Raw genomic sequence first — 13,462 nt, forward strand, 5'->3', positions numbered from 1 at the left:
GGTCTTTTATTTAACGTTAGGATTAAAATAAACCGATTGGACTTTTTGGATGTATATTTTTCTGGCGTTCTCGGTGCGTTTGGAAAAACCCGCATTATACGCGCCGACACTGTTCCAGTTATAACCATGACTAGAAAAGTTAGAACTTAATACCCATGCGCCAAGATGAACATTAAAGCAAGGATTATAGATATTTGTTTCATTCACATTAAATTCGGATAGTCGATCAAACCAATGGGAATTAATTTGCATCAATCCAAAATCACGGCTGATGACTTGACCGGATTGGTTTTTATTTTCATTGTACGCGTTCGGCTTTAGGCTACTTTCTACCGTGGCGATGGATTTTAAAAGCTGTGGATCGACATTATAAAATCGCCCTGCCTCTTCAAAGCAAAAAGCCCAACTGAAACACGGCGATAACAACGAAAGATAAAGTAATGGTTTCATCATAAAAAAGAGCCCTAATAATAGGACTCTCATTTTATGCCATCCCATTGAGATATCAATATTCACAAGGTAATAAAATTGTGGTCACGCTGCGGTCACGTTCAGTTATTATCCAAACCGATTGATCACAAATCGTATAATTCGATATCACTCTCTCGCCTGTTTTGGTTGCTTCGTCATTGGTGATTTTATCTTCAATGCAAGTCTCTCCCCAATCTCCACTTTGGTGACGCTGCAAATAAATCGACAAGTTAGCACCGACATTATTATCTAATAACTGCTCAATACCTTGCGTATAGACCACTTTACCCAACGAAAACGGAACGGCCGTACAAACGTAACATTTTGCTTTCGTTTCTTCTCTATCTTGTGTAGCATTCAGAATGTTCATTAAATCTAACTCCGATGTAATTGAACATGCCTTGATATTTGAGACAGCAAATATCAAGGCGCTTTAATTTTCACGTTTAATAAACGTCTTCCGTTTTACGAATGTGATTAAACACTTCATAAATCTCATCGTATGAAATGCCATAGCCTTCGAGTTTTTCCACACAATCACAAATATCATTTGTGTAGAAACATTCGTGATTAAATAACTCACGGCGAATGATCGCCTTTTTCCCGTTCTCTTTGATATCTTCGGCGATCCCTTCTTGAGCGATGGAATCTAAACGAGTCATTAATTGCTTGGCATTATCAACTGGGCAAATTAACCCCATACCTAGCGACGCATATTTCACGCCCTCTTTTTTTTCATCATCGAACTGTTGATTAGAAAAAGCAAAGAACGCCCCTGCCTCATTAAAAGCCTGAGTTTGTTTGTCTTGAATATAGTGTGAGAGATATTTCATCTTTTAAGTCTCCATTTTATAATTAAGGGGATGATCCACTCTTTTATGTTTCGATGTATTGATGGTTGTTTGTCACCCATCCTATGACTACAGCACGACTATTCAGCCCTACCTTATTTGTTTCAGTAATCACATGACCTCTCGCGATGCCTTGTCCCCAGTACGGCTTATTGAGTTCTGTTTCTGGGAATAAAACCGTCAGTTCTAGCCAAACACTGGAATGCCTGGCTCTTGCTTTTACATGAGCGGCAATCACGACAATATTTTCCACAGAGGTTGATCCTGATAGGGCAACATCACGACTTGGCTCTACTGGTTGCAGACGCTTAGAGATATCATTTTTTGGTGAGCTTTCGTGCTCCAGCGGCGAAACGCTGGTCACTGAATTTGAATTAGAGAGAGTTAGGTTTGAATTTTGTTGCGCCATGAGGATTTTCCTTTTGTTTGAGTATCACTTTTCGGAGCCGCTTGGCTGTCCGCTCTCTCACCATCGTTCTGCTTTGCAAGGGCGCGCAGCGTTCATTTACCCTTGCAAATCAGGTTGTGGGGAGAGACGGTTAACAGCCTGCGAGCCCGTAAATGATGCGAGTGAAAGGAAATCGGCGCATAAGAAAACAAGCCTTACTCGAACTTATTCAAAGGTAGGGAAAGCAACGAGGAGGTACGACGAGGCGTAGCGAACGCAGTGAGAGGAGTGCGTTCAGGATTGCAGCGATATCCTTTTAGATAGGGGCTGTAGAGAGGCACATCCTGGGGCGGCACGCAGTGACTCACCAGGGTGATGTCACTCTTAGGCCATAGATAAAAGATACAAGCGAAAAGCCTTGCCCGAAGGGTAACGCCCAAGTTAAGCCCTTATCACGACGCTGTGCTTCAAATCCGCTTTAAACGATCATCATAAAAAACTCGTCAATTAAGCCCTATCAGCCACGCAACCACAAATTGACATCAATACACAGCAATACAATCAAGCATCGAGTCAATGGGCCTACAGTCCTCCTGAGAGCCAGCTTGACGACCGCTTGCGGTCGAGCCTTTGGCTCAACGTCTTTTAGCGCGACCACAGCGTTCAAGGAAATCACAAAGGAAACTAATGCCTCCAGGCTAAGAGGCATCTCATTCGGTTTTAATCGAATAAAGTAATGAGTCTTTTTGTCACAAAGACCGCGTTGGGCGTCAGTTTACGCACCCACGCTTTAGAGTATCGTGACCATTTAAAACCGTTACTTTTTAATTTTTTGCGCACCTCTTCGGCTGGAATACCGTCAAATGAAAACTTAATGCGGCCCTCTTCTTCGTACAGCTCCCAAGCCGTCCCCATTGCCTCGCCGTTACCCTGTAATGGCGCTTCGTTATGCAACGCTTCCAAGTGCTCTAAACGCTTTCTAGTTGTTCGGATATTGGCATTACTATTCTGTAGTGCGTATGCATCAAAGCCAAACTTTCCAAAAAACTCACACGGGCGTAATAATTTTTTTGCTCTTTCTTCTGTCTGTCCGTGTGTATTAACCAAATATTCGATCTTGTCTTCCTCGGTCATATGACTAGAGCGAACGATCTTATTAACGGCTTTCATGAGTTCATGACTTTTAATCAAACCCTCGAGCTTTTTCTTCAATTTTTCAACCGCTTCTGGGTCGTCTGACGCGATACCGGCAGAGCCTACACTATCAGCGCGACGGCTCAGATATTCCGCTTTATCCTGAGCCTCTACGCTTTTACGCATGTTGGTATTGATGCTCTCCGCGTGTTTACGGTGCTTCGCTTCTGAATGGTGACCAACCAGGATTGGCTGACCGAACGGTAACATTTTCCCTAATGTACTCGCGGTATTAAATCGCTCATTAGAGACCGCTTCAGCTTTAGCGGCACGCTCTTCTAATCTATCGCGCTTCGCTTCTTGTCGCTCTTGATAGTCTCCCAGCGCTACCACTTTTCGGGTGTTATCTTGTGGTGGCGGTGTTGGCTTTTTCTCATCACTGTTAAGCGGGGAAAGATAACCGTCAATCAATGCCTTTGTCACTTGCTCAAACGTAAAGCGCACTTTAGACAAGCCCATCAATTTTGTCTCAGTCACAGCAGCGTAATAGTGGTTCAGCGTTGGGTGATCCGCATCAATATCATGTCTAAATCGCTCCAAGTCACCATTATCAAACTCGATATACATCATCGTCTTGGTGTAACCGTTATTGCGGCCCACTTCCATAGCTTCTTGACTTGCTTTTTTGTTGTAATCATCAAGGGTGTACGCATTGCCATCAGATAATAAATTGGATTCACTCCAATCAATAATCACTTGCTTCACAACGGCGGTCTTTTCCAGGTGTACGTATTGGTCGAACGGGGCAAGCTGCACCGGCTCTTTCACTTCTTCGGTGCCCTCCACTTCTGAGCATTCCCCCTCAATAATAGTGCTTTGCGCCTCCTCTCCATCCAAAGAGAACGTCATCACCACATCATTAGAAAAATGATAGATACAGTCACAGACCTGCACTTTCACTAGAGCGCCTTCACGGATGGTTAATAAAATAACCATGTCGCTGTAGTTCTTTTCGTACCAATCCCAAAATTCGGATTTATCCATCGTGACAGGCTCATTACTTCTAAAGCAATCATCCATCCCCATTGACTGAGTTTTTAAGATCAACGTGTCAGCATATTCCAACAGCTTCGTAATTTTAGCCTTCGCATTTTTACGCAACTTATGACCAGAGAAGCGCTTCAAAAATTCATTCTTGGATGAGCCTGACGGCTCAAACGGGGATACGTTTGTCGCGGATTGAACGTTAGAAGCTGTTGATGGATTAAGGATTGAGTCTGTCATAAGTTTTTCCTTTGATTAATTTTTCATTCCCGTTGTCGCCTGACTGCTCGACCCAAAATCACGGTTCATCAAAACAAGGGCGCGAAGCGTTCATATACCCTTGTTTTGGGGGTTCTGATTTGGGACGTTAAGCAGGAAGACCGCGACACGGTAATGAGAAATCAAAGGAAAAAAGACAGGCGAAAAACAAAATCCATCTTACAGATTCTTTCGTTCAGTCAGTGAAAGGAGTGAGGAGGCACGACGAGCGGCAACGAGGAAGAATGACGAGGCGCAGGCGTTCAGGATTGCAGCGATATCCTTTTAGATAGGGACTTAGATAGGCACATTCTGGGGCGGCACGCAGTGACTCACCGGGGTGATGCCACTCTTAGGCCATAGATGAAAGATACAAGCGAAAAGCCTTGCCCCGTAGGGGTAACGCCCAAGTTAAGCCCTTATCACGACGCTGTGCTTCAAATCCGCTTTAAACGATCATCATAAAAAACTCGCCAATTAAGCCCTATCAGCCACGTAACCACAAATTGACATCAATACACAGCAATACAATCAAGCACCGAGCCAATGGGCCTACAGCCCTACTGAGAGCCAGCTTGACGACCGCTTGCGGTCGAGCCTTTGGCTCAACGTCTTTTAGCGCGAGCGTTGAAGCGATCGAAGGACATAACGAGGACAAAAAAAATGCCTCTAGGATAAGAGGCATTTCAGAAAACATATTTGAACATTAAACGTTGATATGACTACCAACCCAAAACGCGGCACCGGCTACCGTCGCAATCATCGCGAAGGCTGTTGCAATAATGAGGTTTTTAAGGGAACTCACTTCATTACGAACCCCCAGGACCTCATTCCGAACCGCTTCGATCTTCTGATCGAGTTCTTTACGCGTATCATTTAACTGCTCTTGAGTGGCAGCATGAGCGGTTAGGTTGATCAGCTCTTCAACGCTTAATGTGACTTTGCTTGATTCAGACATAATAGAAACCTTATTTAATTGTCTTTAGTTTACTGCATTACGTTACCGAAGTCATTCACGCCAGAATAGGCGTGAATGAGAGACATTTTTCACTAACTAATGGTTATATCCAACCACGCTCCGCAAACGACACCACATCTTCAAAAGACACCACGAAGTGATCGAGTACTCGAATATCAACCAAGGCTAACGCGTCAGTCAGTCGTCGAGTAATACGTCGATCGGCTTGGCTGGGTGTGGCATCACCGCTGGGATGATTATGATAAAAAATGACTGCACTTGCATTTGTGGCCAGTGACTCCTTGACCACTTCACGCGGGTAAACGGAGGCGGCGTCAATAGTGCCGTTAAACATCTCTTTTGTGCGTAAAACTCGATGCTGACTATCAAGAAAGATCACCCCAAACACTTCGCTTTCATTGGAAGCGAGTGAAGTCTGACAAAATGACTTCACCAATTCAGGGGAATTGAGTAGCGTCTGCTCTGACACAAACAACTTAGATTTTAAAATGCTCGCGGCATGGTTCAAGATATCTTTTTCTTCGACTGAGAAAAGGCTGTGATTAGAGTAGTTAGCAAGTACAGACATAATAGATCCCTTTTAATATTTAAAGTCGTAATGGGCGGCGCTCAGTCCGTGTTATTGGCCATACAAGCTAGTCAGAAGGTCTTTCGCTATTGCTTGATGCTTAGCGGTCGTTTCAACGTTTCTCTCTTCTTTTTTCGCGTAGGCATAATCTTCTCGCATCTGTTTCACAGTCGTCACTCGGTCACATACGCTAATGCTCACCCCTTTTCCTTTCTGGCTTTCCTCCAAGATCAAAGAGTCGGTATAACCAAACTCCTTAAGTAAAATCTCATGCACTTTGACCGCTCGAACGCTCGAATTAAAGTCAGTGGAATTTACCCAGATAAGTCCTTTTGAAACCGTCGCTGAAACGGTCGAACGAACTGCACGTTCAACGATCGGACTAGAGATATCATTTTTTGGTGAGCTTTCGTGCCCAGCGGCGAAACGCTGGTCGCTGAACATCGATTTAGAGAGAGTTGGGCTTGAGTGTCGTTGTGCCATGAGGAGTTTCCTTTCTGTTTGAGTATCACTTTTATGGAGCCGCTTGGCTGTCCCTACCTCAAACAGGGTTCTTCTCTGCAGGGGCGCGAAGCGTTCATTTACCCTTGCAGAGAAGGTTCTGATTGAGGAGGGTTAACAGCCTGCGAGCCCCATCAAATGATGCGAGTCGAAAGGAAAATCGGCACATAAGACAACAAGTCCTTACTCGAACTTAATGGATGTCAGTGAAAGGAGTGAGGAGGCACGACAAGCGGCAACGAGGAAGAATGACGAGGCGCAGGCGTTTAGGATTGCAGCGATATCCTTTTAGATAGGGACTGTAGAGAGGCACACTCTGGGGCGGCACGGAGTGACTCATCAGGGTGATGCCACTCTTAGGTCATAGATGAAAGATACAAGCGAAAAGCCTTGCCCGAAGGGTAACGCCCAAGTCCACCACAGTTTTTAAGATAGTGAATTGCTAAAAAATAAAAAAAAGGGGGGTTTTTCCCCATAAACACCAAAGGAAATAATTTACCCAAAAATGGTAAAACAACCTTTACATTGGTAAAGCCACTGTTAGTATGTATATAGATTTATCTTTCATGGAGTTATAGATATGAACGTCGTCCTACAGTCAATTAGACAAACCGCAATAAACATGAACCAAGAGCAATCGCACTTAGAAGAAGCGCTTAAAACGCAACTAAGAATTAACGTGACAGATGAGGACTTGGTGGATGGTGTTGACCGTCTAATTTACAACCACAGTTTGAATAAAACAGAAGTTATAAAGCAGCTTCGCACCACTAAACCGACGTTCAAAAAGAAGCTGACTGAGGCAGAAGAACTTGGATTAATTGGAGAGCACACATCACAAGGAAAAGCACACCTTTACACTAATGATCAAGTACACATACTCATGGAACACTTTGGCGTTCCTAAATTTCACGAGCACCACGACAGTAAACTAATCGTTGTCACGAACCACAAAGGCGGTACCGGTAAAACGAGTACGACTTTAGCCTTAGCAACGGCCACCGCATTGGATTTAGATCTAAATGCTCGCGTATTAATACTTGATCTTGATCCCCAAGGCTCTGCTGGACAAGGCACAATGCAAATCGCAGAAGACAGTATTTACGTTACCATGACAGATATTCTTCTAGCAGAGTTTGAGCCAGACAATGAAGATAATGCTGTGAATGCACTATTGAAAAATGGTTATACGATTGAAGAGATAATTAAGCAGTGCGCGTTTTCTACACACCTTAGTAATTTATCTGTGATTACCGCTTTCCCAAGCGATGAACGCTTTGTAGATACTTATTGGCAGCTTGATGAAAATGAGCAAGTACGCTTATTACGTAAGTTTTCAGAGGTTGTACTGCCAATCCTAAAAGAAGTATTTGATGTTATCTTTGTAGATATGCCACCCCAAGATAGCCCTATCACATGGTCAGCATTAGAAGCAGCCGAAATGCTGCTTGTTCCGGTGACACCTCGCTACTATGACTATGCTTCAACCACGAATTTCATGAGCAACCTTTCAGATCGTCTAGAGTCACTCCCATCTATGGGTAGTAATTTACAGTGGTATAAACTGGCAGCAGTAAACTATCAAGAATCAAGCAAACCCGAATACGACACGTTCCAAAAACTCATGCGCTCTGTGCGTAACAACCTGATGACGTCGACTATTGCACACAGTGATGCGTTTACCGCTACAGCTAACATTGGACGAACTGTCTTAGATATAAAAAAGTCAGAAGAAGTCTGTACCAGCAAGCAATTTGATGTGGCAGTGAGCTCAGTGAATTTATTTTATAAACAGTTCAAGAATGAATTGATTCAATTAGCAATTAAATAGGCAGAGCTATGAAACGTCCAAATAAGAAAGGCAATTTATCGATCGGTTCTGGTTTAAGTTTATCGAATAAAAATGCACCAATAATAAAAACAATTAAGTTTGGCCAGACTGACTATAAGGCTCGTCATGTAATCATTCCGTCCGCAGAGCTTGAGAGTAAGACAATAGCTCACCCTCTAAATACCCGCCACCAAGAGTCTTTGACATTGGAGGCCGTAAGAGACATTTACCCAGAAGTATTAGCAGAGGGTATCAAACAAGAGGGTGTAGCGTACTTCAACAAAGAACTAGAACGGTATGAACTTTTTGATGCTACACGTCGTCGTTTTTGTGGAATCAAGGCAGGACGAGATTTACCACTATGGGTCCTGGATGAACTGCCAAGTGCGAAAGACATTGCGGCCTATGTTGAACTAACGCAAAAGGTTAGATTTTTTTCATGGCGTGAGGTAGGTATGAAATACCTAAATTATGCAGAAGAACAAGGTATTAGTTCTGATGATTTGGTTCAAATCGGAAAAGAGTTTGGTGTCAGCATTGTCACTATTCGAAAAAAACTCAATGCTGCAAAACTAAACAAAGCACTAATCGAATCATTCCCTGATTGCGAAGGTATTCCGACTACGTTCTATACAAGACTTGGAAAGATTGAACGAACCCTCGCCAAAACGAAACTCAGCGTTGAAACCTTTGTTGAGAATGAACTGGCCTCATTCAATACCAAAGCTACCGATGTTTCTGATATTCAAGCTAAGTTACTTGAGTATTACGAGACGAAATTAGAACATTTGGTTGATGATGAGTCTAAGCCTCAACAGAAGGTTGAGGAGTTAGCGATTTACGGAAACAAGAATACTTATGCTCGATTAAAAACCAGTGCTGACGGGCGTAAAAAATCATTTGAATTTTCCCGCTTACCGAAAGAACTAACCGAGGATATAGAGTCGTACATCAGGCAAAAACTGAGTAAAAACAGTTGAAACCTCCCCAAAAGTAAAAAGTGTCATCGCCCCTTTTATCATAAGGGTTCATGGCAAAGGGACATAAAAAAAAGGGGGGTTTTTCCCCGTAATTATCACAAGAAAAGACGTTCAAAATGCCATCAATACTCAGCCTTACATTTCAAGTTAAGAATTGCGGGTAGACCTACAAACATATAAAACTCAAATAAACCCTCAGTTTATTTATTAGCTGTGAAACGCCTCAAATGTGAGGCGTTTTTTGTGTTTAAGAACGACAAAGACTCTTAAACATAGCTGGAGAAAGGGACCTTATCCGATGACTAATTACCTTCTAGCTGCAACTTTTCATACATTTCAATACAGTTAGATAATGATGTCAGCAATATTCGCTATCTTTACTGCAGTTTCCCCTAAAGCTTGTATACGCATTTTTAACTCTGCCTGACTCAGGTTTTGTTGTGATGCTCTGAGCACAACCGCTTTTAGCTTTTCATATTCAACAACATTAATCTCTGGATTGATTTTTTTTAAATCTGAAATTGAAAGCCCAGATAACTTGGTAAGTTCAGAGCCATATGTTCCATTGAACGTTTCTTCTATAGCTGAGAAATCATCACTAAGTAACCTTTCTAATTCTTCTAATTTACTCATGTTAAAACCTTTTATTGTTTGATATTTAGTTTTTCGATAGCGTTTTGAAGCTTTTCTTTTGCGCCTTCAACACCGCCAATATCATCTAGTTCTTTCTGACTTTTATTAGTCAGCTCTGCTATTTCATCAGAAGCGATAGCCAGCTTGGTTGCGATAAAGTTATTTACATCTGTTTCAATCCCTATTTCGCTCAATAACTCATTTTGAGTTTCATGAACTTTAGCTATAGAAGATAAATGGCCGGTTACAATTGAATTGGCTTGATGAATTGCTAAATAAGATCGATTAGTTGAGGCCAACAGATCTCTTTCTTGCCCATTAAGATTGTCAAGTAATAGCTTACGCTGCCTATCAACAGACTGAGTTACTTGAGAGACGAGCACTTCCATTGCTCCAATAGCAAGTTCTTGTTGTTTAGAGCTTGAAGATGCAGATAGTCCCTTAGATATCATATCTATAAATGACGTTTTTCCACTGGCCTGACGAATACGGTCTTTCTTAATCGCTTCTTTGATGGCATAAGGCATATAAACATCATCTATAAACTCGTTCACATCAGCTCTCATTCGGGAATACAAAATACTGATAGTCTGTGTATGAGCACTATGCATTTTTTCAATATCACGTCCTACCGTTACAGCAAGTTCCACGGACTGAGTAGGTGCTTGAACGCAGCCAACGAGAAGCACAACGACTATTGCTAAAAATATGCGCATTTATTTACTTCCATATATTAAATGATTAATTTACTTCATTAATTGCAAGAGCACCTAATGACTGGTTAAATGTTACTCAAATATAAATGTAATTGCAAAGCAGGTGGTTGAGTATGAGTATATTAAACAACGTCAATAATGAAGTAGACACAAAAGCTACTTTATTGAGTCTAAATTTACCAAGTTATCGCCAAGCGTACAGTGACCGAACCGCTTGGTTGATGGCTACTTTTTCTGAGCTAGCATATATAAGGTTTAATCCAGCCCTTCCAAGCAAGTTACAAAAGTTGGGATTAGAGGAAGCTCTGAAGAATATTGTTAATGAATCAAAAAATACGAATTTAGTAAAAGCAATATCTATAATGGAAGGACTACTTTGGGATCATGAGGAAGAAAAAAACAGATTAGTAAATGAGTTAAACACTTTAAATGAATCAAAACTAATACAAACATTTGATACTAAGCTAGGAACCCAAGCTATCCTGGTAGAAACTCCTATATCTTATGTATTAGCATTCAGAGGAACCGAAGCAACAAGCCTCAACGATATAAAATCTGATGCCAACGCCAAGATAACAAAATGCAAGACTTTAGGTAGAGTTCATGAAGGCTTTCATAAAGCTTTTGAATCTGTAAAAGATGAAATCAATACAGGTCTTCTTAATCTAACTGACAATAAACCTCTCTTTATTACAGGCCATAGCCTGGGGGGAGCACTAGCAACCATCGCAGCAAAGAGATTAGAATTCAACCATGGTATTGCTGCCTGTTATACATTTGGAGCCCCGAGAGTTGGAGACAAAGAATGGATTGCCACAATAAAAACACCTATTTATCGTGTTGTTAATGCAGCCGATTCAGTGACAATGTTGCCGCCTAATGGAGTAGCAATTGGAGCATTGAGTACAGGAATTGGTTTTATCCCATGGATAGGTACCAAAGCAAAAGAATTTTTGCTAGCTAAGTTTAGTGGATATATTCACGGTGGAAACATGCGTTATCTGACAAATTGCAAGAAAGGGGAATATGAAGATGTACAATTACTTTACTCAGTTTCCTTCTTGTTTAGGCTCAAAGCTGTTTTAATAGGTAAGCTTCCTTACAAAAAATTCCTCTCTGACCATTCAATAAGCATATACAGGAAGAAACTAGAGATTGTCGCACTATCACGTAATTAGTACTGTAGTGGATTAGAAAATCTGATTTTATCGCAAACAAGGGTGGTAAATAATGATCACCCTCAACATTCATCAGCTTTAACATTATGACTATTAAATTCACAGATCGTCATTTTCCTTCCGAGATCATACTTGTAGTGGTTCACCAAAGCTGGTCAATAAGGTAAATTATCCCACATATTTTTCATAAAAATAGGGTTAGTGTTGCTTACATTCGATACCGTCTCGGAGAAAGCAACCACCCTCAACCAAAGATTTTTTATAGTATTTCTAATGCCAAATGATAAGTGTGTTGACTCCCCAGCTTGGCGTATTTTTTGGGGTTCTGGTGATACTGCTACTAAAGCTTACTTACCTCGCGTTTGTCGGCTTCCTTTAACCTTCACCGAGCTAGTTTCCTTGAATATTTCCAACTTTGATACAAGCACATAAAGTTGAACCTAAAGATCACAGAGCCTAGCGTGATGATTAACACCTATAGAAAAAGGACTCATTATGAGCCCTAATATCTAGCTTGCTTTCTGGTCGGTGTCCTCGTCATTCGATTTGTAATTGACCAGAGATATACTAGGTATCTTTCCACCAATTGCCATTCTGCTGCGCAGGGGGTTTCCTTTATCACTAGGAAGAGGGAAGCTCTCATGTTGTGGACTGAATCCTAAGATAGCGATTTGGTATTGTTCTTCACCTAACCAAGAGTAGTGAATAACCGCATCTGAGGTATTGTTATCATAGTTTGGAATGCGAACATTTAAGGTGTAAGCAACCGCATCTTCATCATGTGGACCCGCATGGTAGTGCCATACTTCACATTGCTTATAAGCCAATGCTTTAGGGATGTCTTTACCACTCTTATCGTGCCAGCTTGGTTTGTTGCGACCTTTCATCTCTTTGCCGCCTAAGACGTCATCAACAAAGTCCATAAGCAAATCAAAATGGTCATCAGACAAATTCTGATAATCAACAAAATACTTGTTATCTGCCGTTCCTTGAAAAAATGATTTGTGTAGCAGCACAGTTTTTACTGGCATTCTTGTTCCCTTAAAAGACAAAACCCCCGTGATTTTAAATCAGCGGGGGTTCATATGCAACCAGACAGTCTTGAACTAGTAAGCTGCCATCGACATAGGTTGTTGATAAGCAATTACAGCTTCAACTGTTTGATGTTTCTTTGATTCTGACTGCGCTCTTAGAGCATCGCGTGTTGCGCGCATTATTTTGCGACGTTCTTCTTTCGTCATGTCGCTAGTTAGAGCTAAACCGAAATCTTCCATTGATAGTGAGCTTGCTCTGTTCAAAAGTTCTTTTTCACTTTTGATGTAATCGATATCTTTATTCATATGGCTTTCCTTAAAGGTACGCCTAACGTAACCAAACATAGAACTACAGTGCATTTTAAATGCAGTGTTCGGAATATGATGGACGCACATTATCCAAATGGTCGACAAAATGTCAATACATTTTGGTAACTAGATGCATAAGCACATAAGGGAACACTCATCGCACTAAGATTATGTGTAACACATCCTAAAAACCAACTCTATAACTAATTGCATATAATCTGACGTACGTAGTTAATATTAGGTATGGGTTAAGATAAATCAAGCATGATCATGACTTACCTTTATTCCTTTGATGAACGCCTTGGCCAAACATCTTAAGACCTCTTTCTGAACCTGGCTCATTCTTACTTTTTTCATTCTCTCTGCCTCTTAATCATTGCAGCAATAATTAAAATTCCAAAAATTTATTTCATCAAGGGATAGGTTCATGCTGGCTGCTATATGCTTGCATGTAGAGTCAGTATGAAGCCGACAGAGCGAAGCAACGTCAGTCAGCTCTTTACTCATTTAAAGAACAGCTTTTTTCACGATTCTAAAGAGAGATATTTTTTCCTAGAACCTTATAGACCGTAGTCCTACTGCACTCT

At 41.4% G+C, this 13,462-nt stretch carries 15 protein-coding genes; 3 read left to right on the forward strand and 12 right to left on the reverse strand.

Going from position 1 to position 13,462, the window contains the following annotated elements; all coding sequences use genetic code 11:
- Positions 1 to 6 precede the first annotated feature (6 nt).
- The 8 genes from SJY39_RS08945 to SJY39_RS08980 form a co-directional block, all read right to left on the reverse strand.
- Positions 7 to 453: a lytic transglycosylase domain-containing protein gene (locus SJY39_RS08945; RefSeq protein WP_390241843.1), complete on the reverse strand. Its 447-nt coding sequence runs from the start codon at positions 451 to 453 to the stop codon at positions 7 to 9.
- Positions 454 to 505: 52 nt separating this feature from the next.
- Positions 506 to 841 (reverse strand): hypothetical protein, encoded by a 336-nt coding sequence (locus SJY39_RS08950; protein WP_016766862.1) that lies wholly within the window; start codon positions 839 to 841, stop codon positions 506 to 508.
- A 76-nt stretch (positions 842 to 917) separates the two neighbouring features.
- Positions 918 to 1,304 (reverse strand): hypothetical protein, encoded by a 387-nt coding sequence (locus SJY39_RS08955; protein ID WP_390241845.1) that lies wholly within the window; start codon positions 1,302 to 1,304, stop codon positions 918 to 920.
- A 43-nt stretch (positions 1,305 to 1,347) separates the two neighbouring features.
- Positions 1,348 to 1,731, reverse strand: a complete 384-nt coding sequence (locus SJY39_RS08960) for a hypothetical protein (protein ID WP_102535539.1) — start codon at positions 1,729 to 1,731, stop codon at positions 1,348 to 1,350.
- A 699-nt stretch (positions 1,732 to 2,430) separates the two neighbouring features.
- Positions 2,431 to 4,128 (reverse strand): DUF3560 domain-containing protein, encoded by a 1,698-nt coding sequence (locus SJY39_RS08965; RefSeq protein WP_390241846.1) that lies wholly within the window; start codon positions 4,126 to 4,128, stop codon positions 2,431 to 2,433.
- 724 nt (positions 4,129 to 4,852) lie between these two features.
- Positions 4,853 to 5,104, reverse strand: coding sequence for a hypothetical protein (locus SJY39_RS08970; RefSeq protein WP_016766833.1), 252 nt, complete (start codon positions 5,102 to 5,104; stop codon positions 4,853 to 4,855).
- A gap of 103 nt (positions 5,105 to 5,207) precedes the next feature.
- Positions 5,208 to 5,693, reverse strand: coding sequence for a DNA repair protein RadC (gene radC / locus SJY39_RS08975; protein ID WP_390241847.1), 486 nt, complete (start codon positions 5,691 to 5,693; stop codon positions 5,208 to 5,210).
- Positions 5,694 to 5,744: 51 nt separating this feature from the next.
- Positions 5,745 to 6,176, reverse strand: a complete 432-nt coding sequence (locus tag SJY39_RS08980; protein WP_102281390.1) for a hypothetical protein — start codon at positions 6,174 to 6,176, stop codon at positions 5,745 to 5,747.
- Positions 6,177 to 6,774: 598 nt separating this feature from the next.
- On the opposite strand from SJY39_RS08980, the gene SJY39_RS08985 reads away from it, so the two are divergent.
- Positions 6,775 to 8,025 (forward strand): ParA family protein, encoded by a 1,251-nt coding sequence (locus SJY39_RS08985; protein WP_016767517.1) that lies wholly within the window; start codon positions 6,775 to 6,777, stop codon positions 8,023 to 8,025.
- Between the two features lie 8 nt (positions 8,026 to 8,033).
- Positions 8,034 to 9,005 (forward strand): ParB family protein, encoded by a 972-nt coding sequence (locus SJY39_RS08990; protein ID WP_390241849.1) that lies wholly within the window; start codon positions 8,034 to 8,036, stop codon positions 9,003 to 9,005.
- 345 nt (positions 9,006 to 9,350) lie between these two features.
- On the opposite strand, the gene SJY39_RS08995 is transcribed toward SJY39_RS08990, so the two are convergent.
- Together SJY39_RS08995 and SJY39_RS09000 are read right to left on the reverse strand one after the other, a co-directional pair.
- Positions 9,351 to 9,638 carry a hypothetical protein gene (locus tag SJY39_RS08995; protein WP_016767519.1) on the reverse strand — a complete coding sequence of 96 codons (288 nt, stop codon included), beginning with the start codon at positions 9,636 to 9,638 and terminating at the stop codon, positions 9,351 to 9,353.
- A gap of 11 nt (positions 9,639 to 9,649) precedes the next feature.
- Positions 9,650 to 10,354, reverse strand: a complete 705-nt coding sequence (locus SJY39_RS09000) for a hypothetical protein (protein ID WP_390241851.1) — start codon at positions 10,352 to 10,354, stop codon at positions 9,650 to 9,652.
- A gap of 113 nt (positions 10,355 to 10,467) precedes the next feature.
- On the opposite strand from SJY39_RS09000, the gene SJY39_RS09005 reads away from it, so the two are divergent.
- A complete protein-coding gene (locus SJY39_RS09005) occupies positions 10,468 to 11,532 on the forward strand; it encodes a lipase family protein (protein ID WP_102556453.1) in 1,065 nt (354 codons plus the stop codon).
- Between the two features lie 509 nt (positions 11,533 to 12,041).
- On the opposite strand, the gene SJY39_RS09010 is transcribed toward SJY39_RS09005, so the two are convergent.
- Positions 12,042 to 12,563, reverse strand: coding sequence for a hypothetical protein (locus SJY39_RS09010; protein WP_016767522.1), 522 nt, complete (start codon positions 12,561 to 12,563; stop codon positions 12,042 to 12,044).
- Between the two features lie 75 nt (positions 12,564 to 12,638).
- A complete protein-coding gene (locus SJY39_RS09015) occupies positions 12,639 to 12,872 on the reverse strand; it encodes a hypothetical protein (protein ID WP_390241854.1) in 234 nt (77 codons plus the stop codon).
- Positions 12,873 to 13,462 lie beyond the last annotated feature (590 nt).

The organism is Vibrio sp. R78045 (genome assembly GCF_042466085.1).
In the GTDB taxonomy this organism is placed as follows: Bacteria; Pseudomonadota; Gammaproteobacteria; order Enterobacterales; family Vibrionaceae; genus Vibrio; species Vibrio cyclitrophicus.

What these genes read in the sequence shown, in the direction of transcription:
- SJY39_RS08945 (WP_390241843.1), bottom strand. Translation starts at nt 453, where the DNA reads ATGATGAAACCATTACTTTATCTTTCGTTGTTATCGCCGTGTTTCAGT.
- SJY39_RS08950 (WP_016766862.1), bottom strand. Translation starts at nt 841, where the DNA reads ATGAACATTCTGAATGCTACACAAGATAGAGAAGAAACGAAAGCAAAA.
- SJY39_RS08955 (WP_390241845.1), bottom strand. Translation starts at nt 1,304, where the DNA reads ATGAAATATCTCTCACACTATATTCAAGACAAACAAACTCAGGCTTTT.
- SJY39_RS08960 (WP_102535539.1), bottom strand. Translation starts at nt 1,731, where the DNA reads ATGGCGCAACAAAATTCAAACCTAACTCTCTCTAATTCAAATTCAGTG.
- SJY39_RS08965 (WP_390241846.1), bottom strand. Translation starts at nt 4,128, where the DNA reads ATGACAGACTCAATCCTTAATCCATCAACAGCTTCTAACGTTCAATCC.
- SJY39_RS08970 (WP_016766833.1), bottom strand. Translation starts at nt 5,104, where the DNA reads ATGTCTGAATCAAGCAAAGTCACATTAAGCGTTGAAGAGCTGATCAAC.
- radC (WP_390241847.1), bottom strand. Translation starts at nt 5,693, where the DNA reads ATGTCTGTACTTGCTAACTACTCTAATCACAGCCTTTTCTCAGTCGAA.
- SJY39_RS08980 (WP_102281390.1), bottom strand. Translation starts at nt 6,176, where the DNA reads ATGGCACAACGACACTCAAGCCCAACTCTCTCTAAATCGATGTTCAGC.
- SJY39_RS08985 (WP_016767517.1), top strand. Translation starts at nt 6,775, where the DNA reads ATGAACGTCGTCCTACAGTCAATTAGACAAACCGCAATAAACATGAAC.
- SJY39_RS08990 (WP_390241849.1), top strand. Translation starts at nt 8,034, where the DNA reads ATGAAACGTCCAAATAAGAAAGGCAATTTATCGATCGGTTCTGGTTTA.
- SJY39_RS08995 (WP_016767519.1), bottom strand. Translation starts at nt 9,638, where the DNA reads ATGAGTAAATTAGAAGAATTAGAAAGGTTACTTAGTGATGATTTCTCA.
- SJY39_RS09000 (WP_390241851.1), bottom strand. Translation starts at nt 10,354, where the DNA reads ATGCGCATATTTTTAGCAATAGTCGTTGTGCTTCTCGTTGGCTGCGTT.
- SJY39_RS09005 (WP_102556453.1), top strand. Translation starts at nt 10,468, where the DNA reads ATGAGTATATTAAACAACGTCAATAATGAAGTAGACACAAAAGCTACT.
- SJY39_RS09010 (WP_016767522.1), bottom strand. Translation starts at nt 12,563, where the DNA reads ATGCCAGTAAAAACTGTGCTGCTACACAAATCATTTTTTCAAGGAACG.
- SJY39_RS09015 (WP_390241854.1), bottom strand. Translation starts at nt 12,872, where the DNA reads ATGAATAAAGATATCGATTACATCAAAAGTGAAAAAGAACTTTTGAAC.